Below are 21,518 nucleotides of genomic sequence, written 5' to 3' on the forward strand. Positions count from 1 at the left end.
TTCCCTGTCTCTGGGTATGGGCCTCTTCGATCGTCTGCTTAATTCCAGCTCGGATCAAAACGAGTCTGCAAAAGGTCCCAAGGCCAAAAAGCCGAAACAGGAAGCTTTTTTCCTCGACAGCGACAGCGCGTCAACCTTTGGCGACCGCGACTACATGCGTGAGTCCAAGACCATCCGCCACACGTTTCCAGGAACTCTTGACAGCCCTGGGATGAAGGAGATGGTCACTGAAGTGGACGCCACGGATCTCAAAGTCGATAGGCGCAGTGAGGGTCTGGGTGATCAGGTTGTCAAAAAGGAGACGGTCACCGTCAATACTGGTGTTCCCAAAGCGGTGAAGAAAACCTTTGCGGAAACGATGTCGCAATCGGAACTGGACGAGCGGCTCAAAGGCAACGCACTGAAGCAGGCAGGTGTGAACGCTCTCGCTGCCCCTGATGCGGCTCCTCTGGCTCGCAAACAGGAGCTCAAACCCAAAGAGGAACCGAAGCCTTCGAGCTCAGGTTCTCAGAAGAGTAATAAGCCTGGTTCAATCGATCCTTTCCTCTCCATGGTTCGGGATCTCAACAAATAAGGTCAGGCCTCAGCGGTTGATGTCAACTCCTTCAACCGCACGCTCCGATTCGAGCAGGACACTTCTGATCGCATCGAGCAACGAGGCATCGGCATCGGACCAGAGTCCCCTTGTGGCTGCTTCCAGACAGCGTTCGGCCATATCTCTCATGACCCAGGGATTGCGTCGCAAGAGAAACTCTCTGACATCCTCGGCAAGCAGCCAGCTTTCAGCGATTCGGCCGTAACACCAATCCGGAACCGCACCGGTTGTGGCGTCGTAGGCGAACAGATAATCAAGGCTGGCTCCCATTTCGAAGGCCCCCTTGTAGCCGTGCTGCTTCATCCCTTCGATCCAGCGTGGGTTAAGCAGCCGACTGCGGACGACCTTGTCGATCTCACGATCCAGTCCATGAATCCGCAACCGTTCTCTACGGGAATGATCAGCGAAAAACAGTTTCGGATCGTTGCCGCTGACCCGGTTCACTGCAGCAGCCAAACCCCCCTGAAACTGGTAGTAGTCATCGGAATCGAGCAGGTCGTGTTCCCTGTTGTCTTGGTTGTGCAGCACAACCTGAACGTCCTGAAGAGCCTGTTCGAGTCCCACCCTGTCGTGATGAGCTGTCGCTTCGGCGTCATAGCTCCAGGAGCTCCAGGCCAGGTAGGCCTCTCCAAGCTGATCACGCCGTTCCCACTGACCTGAGTCGATCAGGGCCTGAAGGCCAGCGCCATAGGAGCCTGGTGCGGATCCGAACAGACGGGCCTGAGGTCCGCGGCTGCGAGTGAGAGCTGCCAGGGGATTGTCCCTCTCGGCCTCCTCAAGCCCAGCAACCATGGACAAGGCGCGATCGACCCAGGCAAGCAGCTGTGGAAAGGCATCCCGGAACAGACCCGACATGCGCAGAGTGACATCCACGCGTGGTCGCTCCAGCAGGGTCAAGGGAATCAACTCAAGATCCACCATCCGCCGTGTCGGGCCATCCCAGACGGGCCGCACGCCGAGCAGGGCAAACATCTGAGCGATGTCTTCGCCTCCATTGCGCATGGTGGCTGTTCCCCAGACCGACAACGCCAGGTGCCGCAGGGGTTCCCCCTCCTCGAGTTCGTAAAGATCCAGCAGTTGTTCCGCGCTGCGACGACCCAGATCCCATGCAGCTTCTGTGGGTAGACCTCTCAGATCAACGGAATAAAAGTTTCGCCCCGTCGGCAGAACGTCATCTCGTCCACGGGTTGGTGCGCCAGAAGGACCGCTAGCGATCCGGCGGCCGCTCGCTGCCGCTAGGACGGCCCGATGCTCATGACTGGCGGATTGCTGCAACCGAGGCCAGAGATCAGTCTTGATGAACTGGAGTGGACCGGGTAGTGGCTCTGAGCTGAGTAGTTTCTGAAAGACATGATCCAGCGGCGGGGCCTGGTCGTGCTGTTGCGATCCATCGGCCTCGATCAGCTGCAGCAGAAGCCGTTCAGCCTGTGCCTCGATCCACTCGACCGCATCACTGAGTCGCCGAGGCTGATGGCAGCCATGGCGTTCCAGGATTTGTCGATCCTGGTCAGATAACAAAGCTCCGTCCTCGTCTTTCCAGGGATCGCATTCCAGGCCGACACTGCGGCTCATCCACTGGGTGAGTCCAGGACGATCAGACGCCGGGGAGCGAGCAATCGCCAGCAACAACTCAGCCAGTTGGGTTGGTTGGGGATGGTCCCCCAGCCGATGCAGGCCAGTCCTGATCTGTGCTTCTTTGAGTTCACACAAGTAGGTCTCAACTTGCTCGAACAAGTCACCGATCTCTGCTGATGAGCTCTGCCTCGACAGAAAGCTCTCAATCGATGGCCAGTTCAGATCGATCAGCAGTTGGATCAGCTGTTGTTGGATCTGATCGCATCGGGAGGCACCGAGTTGCCTTGCTTCGATGTACTCGTCCAGAAGTGATTCCAGAGACAGCATGGATCCATGCAGCCCAGCCCTGCCGAGAGGAGGTGTGAGGTGGTCCAGGATCACTGCATGCCCCCTGCGTTTGGCCTGTGACCCTTCGCCTGGATCGTTGACGATGAAGGGATAAAGATGGGGGATGGCACCCAGTGCGAGCGCAGGGGCACAAGACGGACTGAGACCGACTGACTTGCCAGGCAGCCATTCCGCACTGCCGTGCTTCCCCACATGCAGCATCAGTTGACAGTGGTGGATCTCCCGTAGCCAGAGGTACTGAGCCAGATAGCGATGGGGAGGGGGAAGATCTGGAGAATGCAGATCACTGAGCTGATCTGCGTCATAACCACGACTGGGCTGCACCAGAACCACAACATGGCCGAATCGCAGACCGTGGATGGCGAAGCCAAGCGGCTCAAGATCAACCGCATGCTCTGGTTCACCCCAACGATCCAGAATCGGCAACTTTGCGGCTTCAGGCAACGATGACCACCAGCGCTGATAGTGCGAAAGCGGCAGATGGGTGAGCGGTGGCCTGATCTGACTTTCTGGATCGTTGGTGCGACCGTTGAGAATCTGTTGGATCAACAGATCAGGATCCTTCGGTAGAGGCTGTTCACCGAGATGGAATCCGTCATCGCGCAGCCAGCGCAGGATGTTGAGACAACTTGCCGGGGTATCGAGACCCACGCCATTGGCCAGGCGACCGTTTCTGAGAGGGTAATTCGCCAGGACCAGTGCCACTGAGCGCTGTTCGGCCTGTGTGGAGCGCAAGTCGACCCAGGCCCTGGCGTGCTCAGCAATCCAGTTCAGCCCAGCGTCATCAGGCTCCAGGCGTTTAACCGCTGTGCACAAACGCTCATCCGCGTGGTCCACTTCGCGGAAGGCGCCGATCCGCGTTGTGATGCGACCATCCAGCTCCGGCAGCACAACCTGAAGGGATAGATCAACCGGATCAAGGCCTTGAAACGAGTCCTGCCAGCGCTCACGGGAACGTCCGGAACTCAGCATCTGCAGAACAGGACGATCCAGGTCATCCCAGAGGGGTGCACCCAGTCCTGCTTCCGAAAACTGAACAGATGCGAATGACGTCGAGGTGATCACCAGCTCCACGGCCTGTTGCCGGTACAGATCCTTCACAGCCCGCTGAACGGCAGGATCACGCAGGCTGCTCACCCAGAGTGCCTTGGGCACCAGTCCCTGCGCTCGCAGGGTTTTGAGCAGAACATCGCACCAGTGAACATCCGCTGATTGGCGATGGGCGCGGTAGAGAAGCACGCCAACTGTCGGCCCTTCTTCCTGTAGCCAGTCGTAGGGGTCAGGGTCGGGACTGGCCGTCAGCGTCAATGACGGTGCATCGATGGCAGACGTCTCGCCTGAAGCCGTGGACAATATCCATTCCAGACCGTCGAGCCAACGCTGCAGGTTGTCTTCTCCTCCTTCGCGCAGCAGCCTTGCCATGGCATCACAGAGGTGATCAGGCTGACTGCTGAGTGGATGGAGTTCACGCTCCTGTTCAGGCGTGCCAGCCAAAACAAGCAGTTGCCGACCCTTCTGTTTCGCAAGCCATGAGCAGCACTGTTCAAGGCCATAGGACCAGTGACCACGACCTCCGAGCAATCTGATCACGATCAGTTGCGTCTTATCGGTGCAGAGGGCCAGGTAATGATCGATCTGAGCTGGATGGGACAGGGCATCCAGCGGCAGCGCACGGATGCCGTCTTGCCAGATCGGTCTCGTCTGCGTGTCTAGAACCCTTGCCAGGGCGGAGATATCCGAGCTGGCGCTGGTCAGAAACAAGACCGGTGCAGTGGGTTGCTCCACGTAGGAGATCGGCCCATCGGTGTCGGCCCCCGGCAGGCTGCTTAGGCGATGCATGTCCCCATTCTCCAGAGCGCAGGACAATCGGGAACTGACGGGTGAGAAGATCTGGTCAACGGACCCTCAGCGATGCATCAGTTCCTTCCCTACGCCTGGTTCCAGGGACGCTGCGTTCCATTTGAGGACGCCAAGGTGTCGGTGGCGACGCATGCATTGCATTACGGAACTGGAGCCTTTGGTGGGATGCGGGCCATTCCCGACCCGATCAAACCTGGAGGAATGCTCCTGTTTCGTGCTGACCGTCATGCACGTCGGTTGTCTCAAAGCGCCCATCTGTTGCTGGCTGATCTCAGTGAAGAGACCGTGATGGAAGCTCTCACAGCCATGCTTCATGCCAACAAGCCCACCACACCGATTTATCTGAGGCCATTCGTATACACGAGTGATCTCGGCATCGCGCCACGACTGCACAACATTGAGACCGATTTTCTGATCTATGGGCTGGAGCTGGGTGACTATCTCTCCCCGGATGGAGTGAGTTGTCGGATTAGCAGCTGGACCCGTCAGGAAGATCGCTCCCTTCCCTTACGCGGAAAGATCAGCGGTGCCTACATCACCAGTTCGTTGGCCAAATCAGAGGCCGTCGCCAGCGGTTTTGACGAAGCTTTGCTGATGAACACCCGCGGCAAGGTCAGCGAGGCCAGTGGAATGAACCTGTTCATCGTCCGTGACGGCCAACTGATCACTCCGGGCGTGGATCAGGACATCCTCGAAGGCATCACACGGGCGAGCGTGATCGAACTGGCCAGGGGCATGGGCATTGAGGTGATCGAGCGGCCAGTCGACAAGACCGAGCTGTTCATTGCTGATGAGGTGTTCTTGACTGGAACAGCGGCCAAGATCACTCCGATTCGCCAGCTGGAATCAACGGTTCTTTCACAGCAGAGACCGTTGATGGAAGCGCTTCGATCCAAGCTGGTTGCCATCACCGAGGGGCGCGACGAGCAGTACGCCCACTGGGTCACCCGAGTTGAACTTGAGCGCTAAGCCGGCCACCGTTTGTATCCAACGCACCAGCAACGGGGATCTGAGCCCAGCATTTCTTAGGATGGCCTGACCGATCCAGTGGTGATGCAGGCAGTTCAGACGAAGTCCATCACTGAATCGTCTCGCTTCCTCAAGCGTCTGCACGACCCCAGTCGACCGGTGTTGGTGTTCGACGGTGCCACGGGTACATCTCTGCAGCAGATGGATCTCTCTGCGGCGGATTTCGGTGGTGAAGTTCTCGAGGGTTGCAACGAAAACCTCGTAGTCACTCGTCCTGACGCGGTTCAGGCTGTGCATCGCCAGTTTCTGGAGGCTGGTTGTGATGTGATCGAGACCGACACCTTCGGTGCAGCATCCGTGGTGCTGGCGGAATACGACCTTGAGGATCAGGCTTTCGTTCTCAACAAACGTGCAGCGGAACTGGCACGTGAGATCGCAGATGAATACAGCACTCCGGAGAAGCCTCGCTTTGTCGCGGGGTCCATGGGGCCGACCACCAAGCTCCCGACCCTCGGCCACATTGATTTCGACACACTGAGGGCTTCCTTCCGAGATCAGGCGGCAGGCCTGATTGCCGGCGATGTGGATCTGTTCATCATCGAAACCTGTCAGGACGTTCTACAGATCAAGGCAGCACTTCAGGGCGTTGAGGATGCCTTTGAAGCCAGCGGCGAACGTCGCCCATTGATGGTCTCCGTGACGATGGAGACCACGGGAACCATGTTGGTTGGCTCGGATATTGCAGCCGTGGTTTCAATTCTCGAACCGTTCCCGATCGATGTGCTCGGTTTGAACTGTGCGACCGGTCCTGAGCAGATGAAGGAGCACATCAAATATCTGGCCGAGTACTCGCCCTTTGTGGTGAGCTGCATTCCCAATGCCGGACTTCCGGAGAACATCGGCGGCGTTGCCCATTACAGGCTCACTCCCATTGAGCTGAAGATGCAACTCATGCATTTCGTGGAGGATCTGGGTGTTCAGGTGATTGGCGGCTGCTGTGGCACCACACCAGCCCACATCAAAGCGCTGTCAGAAATCTCCGATGAACTGAAACCCGCCGACCGGCAGGTGAGGACGCACCACCTTGAACGACAACAGCTGGGCTATGAGCCGGCAGCAGCATCGCTGTACGGAGCCACGCCCTATTTCCAGGACAACTCCTTCCTGATCATCGGCGAGCGATTGAATGCGAGCGGGTCCAAAAAGGTCCGTGAACTGCTGAATGAAGAGGATTGGGATGGCCTTGTTGGTCTTGCACGTGGGCAGGTGAAGGAGAACGCTCATGTTCTCGACGTGAATGTCGACTATGTGGGCCGCGACGGCGAGAAAGACATGCATGAACTGGTGACCCGTGTGGTCACCAATGTGAATCTGCCACTGATGCTCGACTCAACTGAGTGGCAGAAAATGGAAGCAGGACTGAAAGTTGCCGGCGGCAAATGCATCCTCAATTCCACGAATTATGAGGATGGCGATGAGCGTTTTTTCAAAGTGCTTGAACTGGCTCGTCGTTACGGCGCAGCTGTGGTGATTGGCACCATTGACGAGGAAGGCATGGCACGAACGGCTGAAAAAAAAGTCGCTATTGCAAAACGTGCCTACAGAGATGCTGTTGAGTTTGGGATCCCAGCTCGAGAGATTTTTTACGACCCGCTCGCGTTGCCAATTTCAACAGGAATTGAAGAGGATCGCCGCAATGCAATCGAAACAATTGAAGCAATTCGTCGGATTCGCAGTGAACTACCTGGCGTTCATGTTGTGCTCGGTGTCTCGAATGTCAGCTTCGGACTTTCTCCTGCCGCCAGGATTACGTTGAATTCAGTTTTCCTCCATGACTGCTGTGAGGCAGGGATGGATGCTGCGATTGTTTCTCCTGCGAAGATTCTTCCCCTGATCAAGATTGAGGAGGGTCACCAACAGGTTTGTCGTGATCTGATCAAGGATTCTCGACGTTTTGATGGCGACGTCTGCATCTATGACCCACTCACAGAGCTCACCACACTGTTTGAGGGTGTCAGCACGAAAGAGGCCCGCTCCTCAGGGCCCTCTTTGGCCGATCTCCCCGTCGAGGAAAGGCTCAAGCAGCACATCATTGATGGAGAACGGATCGGACTTGATGAGGCTCTCAATGAGGGACTTGAAAATTACAAACCGCTCGAGATTGTTAATACTTTTCTTCTTGATGGGATGAAGGTTGTTGGTGAATTATTTGGCTCGGGTCAAATGCAGCTTCCGTTCGTTTTGCAATCTGCTGAAACCATGAAATCAGCTGTTGCGTTTCTTGAGCCACATATGGAGAAAAGCGATGGCGAGCGTTCGGCGAAGGCAAAGTTCCTGATTGCCACAGTGAAGGGAGATGTTCATGATATTGGCAAAAATCTTGTTGATATTATCCTCACGAATAATGGCTATGAAGTTATTAATTTAGGCATTAAGCAAGACGTTGGAGCCATTATTGCTGCTCAAGAACAGCATCAGGCTGACTGCATCGCCATGAGTGGCCTTCTTGTGAAATCCACCGCATTCATGAAAGACAATCTTTCTGCTTTCAATGAAGCTGGAATCAACGTTCCAGTGGTTCTGGGTGGAGCTGCTTTGACTCCAAGGTTTGTCAACAAGGATTGCAGTGAGGTGTACAACGGCAAAGTTCTCTACGGAAGAGACGCATTTACAGATCTGCGTTTCATGGATGCCTTTGTGGATGCCCGTCAGTCCGACGCCTGGGATAACGAAAAAGGCTTTCTGAATGGGACCCCTGAGGGACTCACCCTTGGAGGTGAATCAGGTTCGAAATCCGAGCCAGCCACCTCCGACGATGCGAAGCCGAGTGAAGACGGAAAGGAGGTCAAGGCCGAACCGGTGCCGGTCAGTTTCGATCGCTCAGACACCGTTCCTGAGGAAGCGGCCATTCAGCCTTTGTTCCTGGGTCCAAAAGTGTTGCAGGGTGACGCTGAAATACCTCTGCCTGAGGTGATGGCCTATCTCGACCGACAGGCTCTGTTTGCCGGACAGTGGCAGATGCGCAAGGTCAAAGGCCAGTCAAGGGAAGACTATGAGGCTGATCTGCAAGCCAAGGCAGAACCCGTTCTTCAGGCCTGGCTTCAACGCTCAATCGACGAAAGCCTTTTGCATCCTGCTGTGGCCTATGGCTATTTCCCCTGCGGACGTGAAGGCAACGATGTTGTTGTTTTTGACCCGGACGGATCACGTCAGCTCGGACGTTTTTCTGTGCCACGCCAGCGTGGCGGTAATCGCTATTGCATTGCCGATTTCTACCGAGATCTTGTTGACGGCGGTCCCAGCGATGTTTTGCCGATGCAAGCCGTCACCATGGGGGAACAGGCCTCTGTCTTTGCTCAACAGCTGTTCGAGGCCGATTCCTACAGCGACTACCTGTTCTTCCATGGACTCGCCGTCCAGATGGCCGAAGCTCTTGCCGAATGGACCCATGCGCGCGTGAGGCGTGAATGCGGATTTGCAGATCCTGAAGGGATGCAGCTCAAGGATGTGTTGGCCCAGCGCTACCGGGGCAGTCGTTACTCCTTTGGCTATCCGGCGTGTCCCAACGTTGCAGATTCACGGCAACAGCTGCTGTGGCTTGGCGCTGACCGAGTCGGGCTGAGCATGGATGAGGGCGACCAGCTTCATCCAGAACAAAGCACCACGGCATTGGTGGCTTTGCACAGCAAAGCCCGCTACTTCAGCGCTTAAGCAGGATCACTGCTGCAGACTGCAACTTTCATCAACCGCATCACCATGGATCTCAGTGGGCCCGGCGCCATCGATGAGGCGATCAATGCAGGGATCGATCTGGATGGATCACCACTGCCTGCTCAAATGCTGACGCTTTACAGGGAAGTGATGACCCTTGAAAGCCAGCGCAAGCGCAGCGGGGTCCGCAAGTCGATGCGCAATCGAGTGGTCAAGACCGGCGCCAAGCACTTCGACCAGGAGACGCTGAATCAGCGCCTGATCGATGCTGGATGGGAGGGTTTGAAGGCTAAGGAGATCAGCTTCTTCTACGGCTGACCCAAAGCGCTGATGGAGCTCTGCGGATCATTCCTGGCAGAGCTTCTCCATCGTGTCGATCACTTCTTGTTGAAATTCCTCGAGGGCGCTGGATTCGCTGAGGTCGATCCCCTCTCCAGCAGCATTCTGAGACAGGTCCTGAAAGTGGAATGCACCCTCACCATTGGCGAGGAACTCAATCGCCGATGATTCCCCGCTTTCGCGGAAGGCGTCGCAGAGTGCGAGGAACGCTGCGTCTTCAGTGAACTCCCAATCCATCGAGGAGGCATAACTGATTGACCTTTAACGCCTCGCCCCCGGGATCCGTCAACCATCTTGTCGCGCAATGTGCCAGTCCTTCGGCAGACTCCTCATGGATTCCATGGCCCAATGAGCTCTGAACCATTTCCCGATACCGAAGTCCAGGCCAGTGATCTGAATGTTCTGGGTAAGCCTCTGGACGTGTGCAGTTGTCAGCCCATGACTGGTTGGTTCAGAGATGGACATTGTCGAACCGATGTGGGCGATCTTGGACGTCACAGCGTCTGTTGCGTGATGACCGAAAGCTTTCTCAGCTACAGCAAGGCTCAGGGCAATGATCTGAGCACCCCGATGCCTGAGTTTGGTTTTCCTGGTCTTCAACCTGGAGATCACTGGTGTGTCTGTGCGCCTCGCTGGAAGGAGGCGCATGAGGATGGAATGGCTCCGCCGGTTCTTTTGAACTCCACTGAGAGCAGCACGGTTGAAATCATTCCACTGGAGATTCTGCGAGAGCATGCTCACCAGGGAATGTCCTGACCATCCCAGGCGAGGAATCGACCGCTGTCGGATGGTGTCTGACCCAGCAGGACATCCAGGAGATGCCCAGCTGCCCTTTCAGGGCTAAACAACTTCTCTTTCGGTACAAAGCTCTGAAAAGGCTGCGAAAGGGCTGTGTCTGTCGTTCCAGGGTGCAAAAGAGTCACGGTCGCCAGTGGCAGACGACGACCCCACTCAAGACTCAGGCAGCGCAACATCATGTTCTGGGCTGCCTTGGCGCCGCGATAGGCGTACCAGCCACCGCTGCGGTTATCGCCAATGCTTCCAACCCTGGCACTCAGGCTGGCGAAGTGAAAGGGTGAGTCCCTGCTCAGAACAGGCTCGACTGCCTTGGCTAGAAGCAGTGGACCAGCCGCGTTGATCGCGAACGAGTCGAGCAACGCAGATTGCTCGGCATGTTGCAGTCGCTTTTCAGGTTGATAGGAGGGGCAGTGGAGACGTCCAGTCGCGTTGATCACAACTCTCAGAGGATGGCCGTCAGCCCTGAGTTGTTCGGTCAGTGAGCTGAGACTGTCCTTGCACTGGAGGTCAACCGTCCATTCCTCATCCGACATCGGGTGACGCGTCGCCAGCGTCACCAGCAGGGAAGACTGGCGCCGTGCCAGTTCCGTGCTCAATGCCCGCCCGATGCCGCCACCTCCGACAACGAGAGCTCGTCCCTGCCAGCTATCGGTGCACATTTCAGGCATGATTCCAGCGCCGCCTCTGCGGGTATGCGTCTCGTTCGACCACTGTTACTAACTCTGCTGGCGAGTGCGGGGCTGGCAGCACTGATCGTCTGCTCCACCAGAGCTGGGCGTGTTCACTCAGACAGCCAAGACGCAGAGCTCTTGCTCAGCGGGTTGTTTGACGCAGAAACTCAGTCCAATAGAGGCGATGATCGGCTGCCATCAACCTTTGCTCCTCAAGTGCCCGCTCCCAGTGAGAGCCTTGATCCTCAGCTGCGTATCGCCCTGTTGAGTCAGCGCCCCTTACGGCAGGTCAGCACCCAGGATGGCGCGAGCTGTCGGCGGCAGGGAGGGATTCCAGTGCTGCCAGGACTGCTCAACGGGATGCTCGCCAAGCCTTCGACAGGTCTTGTGAGTTGTGGTGGTAACGGTGGATCAGTGTTGGTGAACGGTCGTGCCTACGAAGGAACCATTCATTTGCTGAATCGAGGACAGGGATGGCTCGCCATCAATCAGATCAACTTGGAGCGCTATGTGGCGTCTGTTGTGGGAGCTGAAATGCCCAGCCACTGGAATGGCGAAGCTCTCAAGGCCCAGGCCGTGGCAGCCCGCTCCTACGGCCTCGTTCATATGCTCCGTCCGGCAAACAGCGACTGGAACCTTGGGGACACCACTCGCTGGCAGGCTTACGCCGGCAGAACAAGCAGCAACGCGTCAACCATTCAAGCCACGGAAGCTACGCGCGGACTCGTGTTGAGTTTCAAGGGAGGCCTGGTTGAGTCGTTGTATGCATCCACTCAGGAGATCTCCGATGAAGCACACGGGCATCTCGGTGCGAGCATGAGTCAGCATGGTGCTCAGGCGCTGGCGCAACAGGGGCTTCCATTCAACGAGATCCTCGGCAGGTACTACTCAGGGGCATCGCTGGCGAGGATCAAATCCGATGGGTGAGAAGCAATTCTGGTCTAAGGCGCTGGAGCGCTCCGAACAGGCCTTGAATTGCGGTGCTCTGACCCCTCTCAGCACCTCCACCATCGAGCTTTCAGTGGCCAGTGCGGAGCAGTTCGAACTGCGTCAGCTGAATGCGGCGCTGCCCAAACATCACAGACCTGAAGGGCCCAAGCCCAATCCTTTTCTTCCCTGGGACCCTCAACTGGAGATTGAGCGGATTCACAACCACCACGTTCTGATTCTCAATAAGTACCCGGTACAGCGTGGGCACATGTTGTTGATCACCCAAGGCTGGGCATCTCAAACCGACTGGCTTCAACCTGAAGACTGGCGTGCCCTGGTGCAGGTCGACAGGGACAGTACAGGCCTTTGGTTCTTCAACAGTGGTCCAAGGGCCGGCGCCAGTCAGCCCCATCGTCATCTCCAACTGTTGCCCCGTCATCCAGGTGAGTGCATCTGTCCGCGACTGTCCTGGTTTATTGAGCGACTCCACCAACCTTCTGCATCGACAGGCAGCGAAGAACTCATTGATCCGCTGTTCAAAAACTGCGCCATCGCGGATCGACCACTCTCGAGCGATCCAGACGAGGAGGCGAATCTCCTCCATGGTCTCTATCGCTCGCTTGCCTTGCGACTGGGTCTCGGTGGTCAATTCAGCCAACAACCACCAGCAATTCCCTACAACCTGTTGCTGACGAGGTCTTGGATGGCCTTGATCAAACGCAGTCAGGAGCACGTCAAGGGATTCAGCGTCAATGCACTCGGGTTTGCTGGATACCTGCTGGCGACGGACCGATCAGATTTGGCATGGCTTCAGAGCCATGGTGGTGAAGAGTTGCTCAGACAGGTTGTTCCTCACTTCCGTGGATCCACTGATGCATTGAGTTGATCAGCGATGTCTGTCTGAAGGAGTCCATCAGCTCCACTACAAACGATCCATGAACAGACAACAGATCAGACGCAATGCACGGGTTGAACATCACATGCGCCTTGTGGAACCGCTGGCCAGAGGTTATGCGGCAAAAAGTGGTCAGGACCCCGATGACCTTCTGCAAGTGGGCTTGATGGGGTTACTGCGGGCCGCTGAACGCTATGAAGGCCAAAGGAAGATTCCTTTCTCAGCCTTTGCTCGACCCCACATCAGAGGGGCGATCCTGCATTATCTGCGAGACAAAGCCGCCATCATTCGGCTCCCGCGAGCGTTGCAAAGCAGCGATCGCGATGTCGGCGCCGGATTTAATGCAGCCAGTCAGCAACGTCGACTGGTGTCACTGACCGATGACCTGATCAGCCAGGAGACTGACGCCACGATTGAACTGGATCGATCTGAATTCCGGCGGCAGCTCAGCCAGGCGATACAACGACTCTCGAGACAGGAACGGATTGCGCTTGAGGAAGTGATCCTCAAAGGGCAAAGCTTGAGAGATGTTGGCAATCAAACTGGCGTCAGCGCCATGACCATTCAACGTCGAGTGAAGCATGGTCTTGCCCAGATGCGTCAACAACTCACAGATCAGTTGGAACCGGCCTGATCTCGTTCGATCTGCTGCTCAAGTGTGCTGATTGCTGCTGTCACAGCTGCAATTTGACGCTCAAGTCCGTCCCGCCAGAAGCGCATCATGCGCAATTTGCGTTCTTGGTGATGACGCTGCCAGTCGCCATCAGCGCAGGGTGAGCAGCCAAAAGGAGGAAACATCCGGAGGGTTGTTAACTCCATCCATCCTGGCGAGAACGGCACCCTCACTGCGTCATCGGGATTACTTGGCGGTTTTTTCTCTGGCGATTAGGTTTGGAACTTGGGCCCCTCCAAGGCCACCAATCACCAGTCGCAAGTGTCTCATCGAATCCCACTACTGGTCTTGATTGGCGTCTCGGCTGGGATGGCCGCGAGCGAACTTGCTCGGCCTGTTGAGGCCTATGTGCCATTGATGGCTGGTCAACGAGCAAGACCTCTACATGGCAGCTTCAACAATGTGCCGGTTCTTCACTCCAATCAGCCGGAGATTGTCAAAGGGCCAGGAATTCTTGTAAATACCTTGCCTGGCAGTTCAATTGCTGCTGAAACCAACCAACCGCTGAAGAACTCAACATTCACATTCAATGGTGAATTTGGGGTTCATATGCATCACAAATATTACCCACAGGATTCCAGCAAACTGGGAGGACGCAGAGCCCGAGGCCTGTTGACTGTTGCTGCCATTGCCATTAACCCTGGCACAACACCCGTTACTTTGCGATTCAAAAAGGGTTCTGTCAAAAATAGTTTTGAAGCTCCATATCACCCCAATAAATTGATGGGAGTGAAGCCGTTAGGCCCCAGACCTTGGAACACGGGGCCTGGAGATGCGACGGCAGTTCAGATTCTTCGTGGCGAACTGGATCGCAATCTTTCCAGAGAAGTTGTGATTCCGCCGAACAGTCGCAAAGTGATTGTGAGCACGGTTCTGCCCGCTCGCGGAATCATGAATGGACTTCTGCGTGGCAGCAGCAACGGCCCCTTCCAAATGGCTGTAATTGCAGCTGAAGGAACCCAGGATGAACATGCACTGATTGCTGTGCTTGACCGTGGACGACTTGCGCCAGGAAGAATTTATCTCAATCGTATTCGTGAGATTCAGTCAGGACAAGTGTTCTCCCGAGTTGCAGGAGTTGCACTTGGCGATGAGTATAAAGCTTCCATTCAGCACGACCTCTCTCAAGGCTCATTGCATGTGCCTTTGACCAGCACACGAAAGCATCATTTCGGGACTCGAGATATTCAGGTCAATAAACTCAGTACCCGCATGGTGGATTCAGCTGTCAATAATGTTGGCACTTACGGAGTCCGTTTTGATGTTGATCTGAATCTTGCCGGCGAGGGTGCTCATGAGCTTGTTCTCAGTCATCCTGTTGCCTCGGGTCGCTCTCCATTTACAGCCTTCCGTGGATCAATTGGCATCAAGACTCAACGGGGATATCAAGAAGTCCATGTTGGGATGCGCTCCGGACAGAGTCTTTCCATTGCCGATCTAGATCTCAAGCGTGGATCCAACAACCCTGTCACGGTGAGTGTCGTCTACCCCGCCGATGCCACGCCGGGTCACTTGCTCAGCGTGGTTCCAGTGACGCAGTTGGCCATGTTGCGTGAGCGTCAACAAATGTTGAAAGCGGCACGCAAGGCGCAGGCCGAAGCCAAGGCGCGCAAGGTCAAACCAGAAGTGGCTCCACCTGCTGTCAATGCGCAACCTGCACCTGAAGTGATGCCTGCTACGCCCGTTGCACAGCCCACTCCGCAGCCTGTCAGAACCGTTGCGACTCCACCACCGCCTCTACCCGTGGCTCCCAGGGGTGGCACCAGTGTCATGACTCCTGCAATGATCATGCCGACAAGAGTCAACAGCAGCCTCGAGCAGCGTTACCGTGACGCCATCCGTGCCCAACAGGACTGGTTGCGTCGTCTGCAGGGTCGATAATTAAACCTGCTTGACGGTCAGCAAGTCAGATCCTTATGAGCGGCAAGCGCATCAGCCTGGAATTACCCGAGGAGCTCGTCGACCAGATTGATCAGCTTCGCAAAGATTGGAAGACTCGTTCCAGGGGGGAATGTCTTCAACGGTTGCTTGAGGAAATCTTTCAGCCCGATCTTGATCAGAATGAGTCGCCCGGTTCACTGATTGATCCACCGATTGATCTGTCTTCCGAGGGCACGGCGGAGCAAGCTGATTCTGAAGCTGCGGATGGTTCCAAGGCTTTGCTTGCTCCACAACCGATCCAACAGCCTCAGTACGACGAGGATCGCGCCATCGTTTTAGTTGGTTCATCTGGGGGATTAGAGACGACAGGTCAGGACGATGACCGTCCCGCACCTACACGACCAACGACACGCAGTGCATCCCCTACGGGGGTTGGTATTGATCTGCCTGGTTTCGTTCGCAAGCGCAGCACTGCGATTCGCGAAAGCCTCACGCCACAGAATCAACCCAGCACCGAGATTCCCGTTGTTCCGGTGATCAGTGATCAGCAGATCAAGGATTGGTTTGAAGTAGCTCTCAACCATTGGCTCAATCTGTATGGTTCCAACCCTGGCCCCACCGTGATGGAGGCCGTGATGTTGTGGATGGCTCGTGATATCTGGCCCCATATCGATGGATCCGAGGGGCGCACATTCACTTGGAGTCAGGTCAATCACTCCATGACCGAATTCTGCAAAAGCTGGATGGTTCCTTCTCCTCGCTTTGAGCAGGTGATCGTTGCTGCCGCGGTTCTTGAGGATCCCTTTGCCAGCGCTTCAGTGCCAGACCGAATCCCAACGCTGATTCGTCGTTTCGTGAGCCGCTTCAAGCGCAGCCGCAAGGTCACATCCTTCGAAACGCTTGAGTCCACGATGACTCTGCATGGTGCGCTGAAACAACTTGAGTTGCCCACGCAGGCTGGCCAATCGTTGACATTGCGCTCGATCCGCGACGCCTACAAGCGCAAAGCCGTTGAGGTTCACCCTGACTCGGGAGGTTCAACCGATGCCATGCGCCGACTGAACGAGGCTTATCAGATGCTGAAAGAGCTTTATCGCCAGAAAGAATTGTCTCACTAGTCTTCTTTAAGCCTCTATCCTGGACTCATCTCGGTTCTTATTTGAGTCTTCCAAGAGATCTCTCCTTCTGTTGATTCAATCCCTCAGGCTCCCGGCTATTGAGATTCGATCGTTTCTATCAAGATCTCATTTTTTGATTGTTTTATTTGCGGCATGTATGTCTTTGCAGGTGTACCTGACGCGTTGGCTTTTGATTGAGCATCACAAATTTCACCATCTTGAGATGGATCAGTGGCTGTCCAACGAGCCAATGAGCCTGTCCAGCGGTATGGCCGGAGGCCCATAAACCTAGTAATAAAAGCCTTTTCCCGCTTTGCGTCTCTGCTGTTGACACAGTGACGCAACTTTGTTGGACACAACGAGGAGGTCGAAGCTGGTGCGATCTGATCAAATTGATCGGCGTGTTCAGTTCAGAAGAATGGGCCTGGCACCAAAAAGCCAGATAATCCCTTCATTCTCAATCAAGACGCAGTTAAGACTCGCAGCGAGTCTTAGTTGGGACATTTAAACACTTTTGGGAGCGTTGAGCTACCCCGAGAGATGGTGAAAGAAAAGAATTACTCGTCTCAGCCGAGACACAAAAGAGGTCTTTCTAAGAATCTTGACTGAGATGGGTGAGGCTAGGAAAGATGGGATTTAAATGAGCAGATGTTGATTCAGCCGATCGATCAGGTGCTGGTTTGCATCCCCTTGATCAGGTAATCGAAATAAGGACCTGCGATTTTTTGTTGCTCTTCCGAAAGAAGCACCAGGGAGGCCTCCCTCATGCAACGCATGGCATCCACCATCCCAGGCATGGGAACACCGAGGCTGTTGTACATCTCTCGGGCGCCGATCAAGCCGATCTGCTCAATCATGTCGGTGCTGCCCGCAAGCACTCCATAGGTGACCAGCCTCAAATACCAGCTGTAATCACGCAGGCACTGGGCCCTTTGCTTCTGGCCATAGGCATTGCCGCCAGGAGCGACATATTCCGGTCGTAAGCCAAACAGCTGGCGTGCTGACTCATCGACAATCTTCTTTTCACTGTCGGTGAGGATCCTGACCACAGCCAGACGAACAGCACCCTGGCTGAGGTAATCAACCATCGAGCGAAGTTCACCACTGCTCGGGTAACGCAGATCGTCATCCGCCTGGAGGATCAGATCCCTTACAACGCTCATGACGGCTGGCATGCTGGAAACAGTTTAAGGGGCATGAACCCCAGCCATGGGTTGGAGCTGAGGGGTGTTACGCCATTGCAATGACAGCGATGAATGAAACGCCGCATCCAGGACTGACCATCGATGTTGTTGGAGAGGATCTCGACCAGCAGGGACGTGGTCTGGCGCGTTGGAATGGTTGGGTCATCACGGTGCCTGAGCTGCTGCCTGGAGAAGAGGCCAAAGTCAAAGTTCAGCAGCGTCAGCGGCGGATGTGGCTGGCCCGAAGGGTGGAGATCATCTCCGCATCTCCCCATGCCCGCCGACCACCGTGCATTCTTGCTCGCGACTGCGGTGGTTGTTCGTTGCAGCATCTTTCGGTGGAGGCTCAAAACAACTGGAAACAGGAGCGATTGACCAATACGCTCACTCGCATCGGCCAGCTGGATCCGGATGTGAACGCCCTGGTGAGTCCAGACCAGGAATCACTGGGCTACAGAAACCGGGCCTTGATCCCAGTCCGTCGCGATGGACTGAAGGTGCGCCTCGGTTACTACAAACGTGGCAGCCATCGCATCGTCAATCTCAACCACTGCCCAGTTCTTGATCCACGACTGGATGCATTGATTGCTCCGATCAAGCAAGACCTTGAATCAACCAGCTGGCCCATGGATTCAGACCTGCAGGGCGATCCAGGTCTTCGCCACTTGGGATTGAGAATCGGTATCCGAACTGGTGAGGTGCTGATCACCCTGATTTCCGCCACTCGAACGCTGCAGGGAGTTGAAGCGCTGAGTGCAGCGTGGATGCGTCGCTGGCCACAGCTGAAGGGTGTGACGCTCAATCTGCAGCCGAAACGCAGCAATGCCGTGTTCGGTGATCAAACCGTATGTCTTCAGGGCGAGGATGCGATCGAGGAGAGATTTTGTGATTTATCACTCGAGCTTGGAACAACAACCTTTTTTCAGGTCAATACACCCCGGGCAGAACGGGTGGTGGAGCAGATCCGCGACTGGCTCACGCGCGCGCAGGCCAATCAACGGGTGATTGATGCCTACTGCGGCATTGGCACGATTGCCTTACCGCTGGCTGCTGCTGGTCACAGAGTGACCGGCCTGGAAATCAGCTCTGCATCCATCCGCCATGCCGAACGCAATGCACGACGAAACAGGCTGAAGTCAACACAATTTCTTGATGGCGATGTCATTCGGCATTTGCGCGATGTATTGCCGCTGCACGATGCCCTGGTTGTTGATCCACCTCGTAAGGGTCTGGATCCCTCAGTTCTTGCGATGATCTTGGACCATCCGCCGCAACGGCTGGTGTATCTGAGCTGTGATCCTGCAACCCTGGCGAGAGATCTCAAACAATTAGCTGGAGATTCGGGGCCTTATCGGATTGAACATGTTCAGCCGATGGACTTCTTCCCTCAGACCTCTCACCTGGAATGTCTGGTCTTGATGTCGCGCTTCAACTGCGCAACTCCACCTGAAACTGCTTGACCAGTGCCTGGCGCACCTTCTCATGCACAGGCTGAATCATGTCGTCGGTGAGCGTGCTGTCTTTGCCGCGATAACGCAGTCGGAACGCCTGACTGCAGGCATCGGAGCCCAGCTGACCACCTTCAAAACGATCGATTAATTCGACCGACTCCAACAGTGGTTTGCCTGCTTTGCGGATGGCCTGCAGAAGCTCTCCTGCCGCCAGGCTGCGTGGAACAACCATGGCCAGATCTCGCTCTGACGAAGGAAGGGTGGAGTAGGGCTTGTACTGCGGGCTCCAGCGATTGCTGCGGGTTGCTGCTTCCAGCAGACGTGTCAGCTCCAGATCGAACAGATAGGTCTCCGCCGGCAGCTCATGGATTTCACACAGAGCAGGATGCAACTGACCGAAGCAGCCAAGGGGGCGACCTTCAACAACCACACTCGCTGCACGGCCTGGATGCAGACGCGCGTCATCGGTGAGACGACGATCCTGAGCCTCAATTCCGAAGGAATTCAGAACGGTGGTGAGCACGCCTCTGGCGTCGAAATAGTTGAGAGGTTCGGGCTTGCCACTGGATTGCCATCGCGACAGGCGACGATCGCCGCAGATCACTCCCGAGAGCCGAGCTTCCTGATTAATCGCGGCGCCATCGGACCTGAACACATGCCCGATCTCGAACACCCAGCATCCAGGCTGTGAGGCCTGAAGATTGCGCTGACAAACCTGAAGATGCTCCAGCCAGAGTGCAGTTCGCAGATGGCTGGTCTCCGCCAACAGTGGATTGCTGATGGCAATGCGATTGGGATCAGCATCATCGGCACCGGTGAGTGACAACGTGTTGATTTCCTGCAGTCCTGAGGCACTCAGACGCTGACGCAAGCGTCGTTCGGCCTGCTGCATGAGCGTCAGCTGACCGGGCTGAAGCGGGACTGGAAGCTGGGACTGGAAACGATCAAACCCCACCAGTCGCGCCACCTCTTCAATCAGGTCAACCTCACGTAAGAGGTCCATTCGCCTTGACGGGGGAACGACCACCTTCCATCCATCGGCAGCAGGAGAGAGTTCACATCCGAGTGCTGCGAGACAGGCCTCGACCTGAGCATCGGCGAGCTGCTGAGGCTGACCATTGCTGTCTGTGGATTCAAGAGGTCCGAGCAGACGATGCAGTGATTTGCGTCGCAGGGTCACGACCGGATCGTCTCCCTGTTCTGCGGAACAAACCCAGGTTTCACCAATCTCAGCATCAAGCATCTCCCTGAACAACGTCAGAGCACGTCCCGCTGCTAGCAGGGTGACTTCCCTTGGCAAACCTTTCTCATAACGACTGCTGGCATCCGTGCGCTGACCTGTGGCTCGACTGCCGTTGCGGACGGAGGCGGGGGTGAACAGGGCAGATTCCAGCCAGATTCGGCGAGTGTTATCGCAGACACCGCTTTCGGCACTGCCCATCACACCGGCCACGGCGACGGCACGATCCCTGCAGGTCACAACCTGAACACGGGGATCCAGTTCAATTTCACGTCCGTCCAGACCTTTGAAGAGCTCACGTTCACGGGCTTGCCGCAGTCCGAAGTCCTTGGCCCTGATCTCAACTCCGCAGAGTGATTCCAGTGCATCAGCATCAAAGGCATGCAGAGGTTGGCCCTGTTCAAGCATCACGAGGTTGGTGATATCGACGACGGCGTTGACGGGCTTCACTCCTGCACGAGTCAGCCGTCGCTGCAACCATTGCGGTGAACGTGATGAACCATCGACGTTCTTCACTTCGGTCAAGCCGTAAAGCCCCCCGGCCTGCATAGAAGCTTTGGATTGCTGATCAGTCGCCAGCGTTTGCGTGGTTGATGGAGCAACTGACTCAGGCAGTGAAAGCGGCGCTCCTGTGAGAGCAGCGACTTCCCTGGCAATGCCCGTCATGGACAGACCATCAGGACGGTTGGCGGTGATGGCGAGTTCAAGAACGCTGTCGTTGAGGCCCAGGGATGGAGCAACTGGCTCTCCTGGAGCTGGCGCCTTCGCAAGGAGATCTTCGAGGATGGCGATTCCATCGACATCGCTGGTCTGGCCGAGTTCTGAGAGTGAGCAAATCATTCCCTCACTGCTCACACCGCGGAGTTCACCTGCTTTGATCGTGAGGTTCACGGCTGGAAGCACCGCCCCGACCATGGCGACAGGAACGTGGATGCCTGCACGCACGTTCTTGGCTCCACAGACAATTTGCAGAGTCTGCTCAGCACCCACATTCACCTTGCAGACACTGAGTTTGTCGGCATTGGGATGCCGCTCGCAGGCCACGACTTCACCGACCACAACACCTTGAGCCAGCAGAGAGAGATCTTCCAGCTCCTCCACTTCAAATCCAGCCATCGACAAGCGTTCACCCAGTTGATCAGCGGGCTCATTCACCTGCACCAAATCCTGCAGCCAGGAGAGAGAAACCCGCATTGGGAGCTCGAAGTCAGCGCGTGATCCTACGAACTCACAATTACTGCTGAAAGCCTGGAGTGGGGTGAGGTGGACCTGTAAAGTGG

Annotated in this window: 17 protein-coding genes; 11 read left to right on the forward strand and 6 right to left on the reverse strand. The window is 56.0% G+C overall.

Annotation, left to right across the window (positions count from 1 at the left end; translation table 11 throughout):
• Window positions 1-16 precede the first annotated feature (16 nt).
• A complete protein-coding gene (locus SynMITS9220_RS06205; protein ID WP_186991565.1) occupies window positions 17-574 on the forward strand; it encodes a hypothetical protein in 558 nt (185 codons plus the stop codon).
• Window positions 575-583: 9 nt separating this feature from the next.
• Here SynMITS9220_RS06205 and cobN read toward each other — a convergent pair whose 3' ends face one another.
• Complete coding sequence (gene cobN / locus SynMITS9220_RS06210) at window positions 584-4,357, reverse strand: cobaltochelatase subunit CobN (RefSeq protein WP_186991568.1); 3,774 nt, start codon at window positions 4,355-4,357, stop codon at window positions 584-586.
• A 72-nt stretch (window positions 4,358-4,429) separates the two neighbouring features.
• On the opposite strand from cobN, the gene SynMITS9220_RS06215 reads away from it, so the two are divergent.
• From SynMITS9220_RS06215 to SynMITS9220_RS06225, 3 genes are all read left to right on the forward strand, one after another.
• On the forward strand, window positions 4,430-5,347 hold the full coding sequence (locus SynMITS9220_RS06215) for a branched-chain amino acid transaminase (protein ID WP_186991571.1): 918 nt from the start codon (window positions 4,430-4,432) through the stop codon (window positions 5,345-5,347).
• Between the two features lie 84 nt (window positions 5,348-5,431).
• Complete coding sequence (gene metH, locus SynMITS9220_RS06220; protein ID WP_186991574.1) at window positions 5,432-9,058, forward strand: methionine synthase; 3,627 nt, start codon at window positions 5,432-5,434, stop codon at window positions 9,056-9,058.
• Between the two features lie 45 nt (window positions 9,059-9,103).
• Entirely contained in the window at window positions 9,104-9,376 is a 273-nt protein-coding gene (locus tag SynMITS9220_RS06225; RefSeq protein WP_067095077.1) for a DUF4090 family protein, read from the forward strand.
• Between the two features lie 27 nt (window positions 9,377-9,403).
• On the opposite strand, the gene SynMITS9220_RS06230 is transcribed toward SynMITS9220_RS06225, so the two are convergent.
• A complete protein-coding gene (locus SynMITS9220_RS06230; protein WP_066907493.1) occupies window positions 9,404-9,634 on the reverse strand; it encodes a hypothetical protein in 231 nt (76 codons plus the stop codon).
• Between the two features lie 111 nt (window positions 9,635-9,745).
• Here SynMITS9220_RS06230 and SynMITS9220_RS06235 point away from each other — a divergent pair, with 111 nt between their 5' ends.
• A complete protein-coding gene (locus SynMITS9220_RS06235; protein ID WP_186991576.1) occupies window positions 9,746-10,153 on the forward strand; it encodes a DUF2237 family protein in 408 nt (135 codons plus the stop codon).
• Here the strand turns inward: SynMITS9220_RS06235 and SynMITS9220_RS06240 are convergent.
• Window positions 10,135-10,863, reverse strand: a complete 729-nt coding sequence (locus tag SynMITS9220_RS06240; RefSeq protein WP_186991578.1) for an SDR family NAD(P)-dependent oxidoreductase — start codon at window positions 10,861-10,863, stop codon at window positions 10,135-10,137. The two genes, SynMITS9220_RS06235 and SynMITS9220_RS06240, sit on opposite strands and share 19 nt — an antisense overlap.
• Before the next feature lie 24 nt (window positions 10,864-10,887).
• Here SynMITS9220_RS06240 and SynMITS9220_RS06245 point away from each other — a divergent pair, with 24 nt between their 5' ends.
• Genes SynMITS9220_RS06245 through SynMITS9220_RS06255 form a run of 3 tightly spaced genes read left to right on the forward strand, consistent with a single transcriptional unit; the run spans window position 10,888 to window position 13,325 of the window.
• Entirely contained in the window at window positions 10,888-11,793 is a 906-nt protein-coding gene (locus SynMITS9220_RS06245; RefSeq protein ID WP_186991581.1) for a SpoIID/LytB domain-containing protein, read from the forward strand.
• On the forward strand, window positions 11,786-12,682 hold the full coding sequence (locus SynMITS9220_RS06250) for an ATP adenylyltransferase (protein WP_186991584.1): 897 nt from the start codon (window positions 11,786-11,788) through the stop codon (window positions 12,680-12,682). The genes SynMITS9220_RS06245 and SynMITS9220_RS06250 overlap by 8 nt, the downstream gene beginning before the upstream one ends.
• 49 nt (window positions 12,683-12,731) lie before the next feature.
• Window positions 12,732-13,325, forward strand: coding sequence for a sigma-70 family RNA polymerase sigma factor (locus SynMITS9220_RS06255; RefSeq protein WP_186991587.1), 594 nt, complete (start codon window positions 12,732-12,734; stop codon window positions 13,323-13,325).
• Here SynMITS9220_RS06255 and SynMITS9220_RS06260 read toward each other — a convergent pair.
• On the reverse strand, window positions 13,307-13,489 hold the full coding sequence (locus SynMITS9220_RS06260) for a hypothetical protein (protein ID WP_115126487.1): 183 nt from the start codon (window positions 13,487-13,489) through the stop codon (window positions 13,307-13,309). The genes SynMITS9220_RS06255 and SynMITS9220_RS06260 overlap by 19 nt on opposite strands.
• A gap of 184 nt (window positions 13,490-13,673) precedes the next feature.
• On the opposite strand from SynMITS9220_RS06260, the gene SynMITS9220_RS06265 reads away from it, so the two are divergent.
• Entirely contained in the window at window positions 13,674-15,245 is a 1,572-nt protein-coding gene (locus tag SynMITS9220_RS06265; RefSeq protein WP_186991591.1) for a DUF3370 family protein, read from the forward strand.
• Window positions 15,246-15,280: 35 nt separating this feature from the next.
• Entirely contained in the window at window positions 15,281-16,363 is a 1,083-nt protein-coding gene (locus tag SynMITS9220_RS06270; protein ID WP_186991593.1) for a molecular chaperone DnaJ, read from the forward strand.
• Window positions 16,364-17,031: 668 nt separating this feature from the next.
• On the opposite strand, the gene SynMITS9220_RS06275 is transcribed toward SynMITS9220_RS06270, so the two are convergent.
• Window positions 17,032-17,526 carry an allophycocyanin subunit alpha-B gene (locus SynMITS9220_RS06275; RefSeq protein WP_067095064.1) on the reverse strand — a complete coding sequence of 165 codons (495 nt, stop codon included), beginning with the start codon at window positions 17,524-17,526 and terminating at the stop codon, window positions 17,032-17,034.
• A gap of 80 nt (window positions 17,527-17,606) precedes the next feature.
• Between SynMITS9220_RS06275 and rlmD the strand changes: the two genes are divergently transcribed.
• On the forward strand, window positions 17,607-19,007 hold the full coding sequence (gene rlmD / locus SynMITS9220_RS06280) for a 23S rRNA (uracil(1939)-C(5))-methyltransferase RlmD (RefSeq protein WP_186991595.1): 1,401 nt from the start codon (window positions 17,607-17,609) through the stop codon (window positions 19,005-19,007).
• On the opposite strand, the gene pheT is transcribed toward rlmD, so the two are convergent.
• A complete protein-coding gene (gene pheT, locus SynMITS9220_RS06285; protein WP_186991598.1) occupies window positions 18,976-21,432 on the reverse strand; it encodes a phenylalanine--tRNA ligase subunit beta in 2,457 nt (818 codons plus the stop codon). The genes rlmD and pheT overlap by 32 nt on opposite strands.
• Between the last annotated feature and the right edge of the window lie 86 nt (window positions 21,433-21,518).

The sequence above is a fragment of the Synechococcus sp. MIT S9220 genome, assembly GCF_014304815.1.
Taxonomy (GTDB): domain Bacteria; phylum Cyanobacteriota; class Cyanobacteriia; order PCC-6307; family Cyanobiaceae; genus Synechococcus_C.

What these genes read in the sequence shown, in the direction of transcription:
- SynMITS9220_RS06205 (WP_186991565.1), top strand. Translation starts at nt 17, where the DNA reads ATGGGCCTCTTCGATCGTCTGCTTAATTCCAGCTCGGATCAAAACGAG.
- cobN (WP_186991568.1), bottom strand. Translation starts at nt 4,357, where the DNA reads ATGCATCGCCTAAGCAGCCTGCCGGGGGCCGACACCGATGGGCCGATC.
- SynMITS9220_RS06215 (WP_186991571.1), top strand. Translation starts at nt 4,430, where the DNA reads ATGCATCAGTTCCTTCCCTACGCCTGGTTCCAGGGACGCTGCGTTCCA.
- metH (WP_186991574.1), top strand. Translation starts at nt 5,432, where the DNA reads ATGCAGGCAGTTCAGACGAAGTCCATCACTGAATCGTCTCGCTTCCTC.
- SynMITS9220_RS06225 (WP_067095077.1), top strand. Translation starts at nt 9,104, where the DNA reads ATGGATCTCAGTGGGCCCGGCGCCATCGATGAGGCGATCAATGCAGGG.
- SynMITS9220_RS06230 (WP_066907493.1), bottom strand. Translation starts at nt 9,634, where the DNA reads ATGGATTGGGAGTTCACTGAAGACGCAGCGTTCCTCGCACTCTGCGAC.
- SynMITS9220_RS06235 (WP_186991576.1), top strand. Translation starts at nt 9,746, where the DNA reads ATGAGCTCTGAACCATTTCCCGATACCGAAGTCCAGGCCAGTGATCTG.
- SynMITS9220_RS06240 (WP_186991578.1), bottom strand. Translation starts at nt 10,863, where the DNA reads ATGCCTGAAATGTGCACCGATAGCTGGCAGGGACGAGCTCTCGTTGTC.
- SynMITS9220_RS06245 (WP_186991581.1), top strand. Translation starts at nt 10,888, where the DNA reads ATGCGTCTCGTTCGACCACTGTTACTAACTCTGCTGGCGAGTGCGGGG.
- SynMITS9220_RS06250 (WP_186991584.1), top strand. Translation starts at nt 11,786, where the DNA reads ATGGGTGAGAAGCAATTCTGGTCTAAGGCGCTGGAGCGCTCCGAACAG.
- SynMITS9220_RS06255 (WP_186991587.1), top strand. Translation starts at nt 12,732, where the DNA reads ATGAACAGACAACAGATCAGACGCAATGCACGGGTTGAACATCACATG.
- SynMITS9220_RS06260 (WP_115126487.1), bottom strand. Translation starts at nt 13,489, where the DNA reads ATGTTTCCTCCTTTTGGCTGCTCACCCTGCGCTGATGGCGACTGGCAG.
- SynMITS9220_RS06265 (WP_186991591.1), top strand. Translation starts at nt 13,674, where the DNA reads ATGGCCGCGAGCGAACTTGCTCGGCCTGTTGAGGCCTATGTGCCATTG.
- SynMITS9220_RS06270 (WP_186991593.1), top strand. Translation starts at nt 15,281, where the DNA reads ATGAGCGGCAAGCGCATCAGCCTGGAATTACCCGAGGAGCTCGTCGAC.
- SynMITS9220_RS06275 (WP_067095064.1), bottom strand. Translation starts at nt 17,526, where the DNA reads ATGAGCGTTGTAAGGGATCTGATCCTCCAGGCGGATGACGATCTGCGT.
- rlmD (WP_186991595.1), top strand. Translation starts at nt 17,607, where the DNA reads ATGACAGCGATGAATGAAACGCCGCATCCAGGACTGACCATCGATGTT.
- pheT (WP_186991598.1), bottom strand. Translation starts at nt 21,432, where the DNA reads ATGCGGGTTTCTCTCTCCTGGCTGCAGGATTTGGTGCAGGTGAATGAG.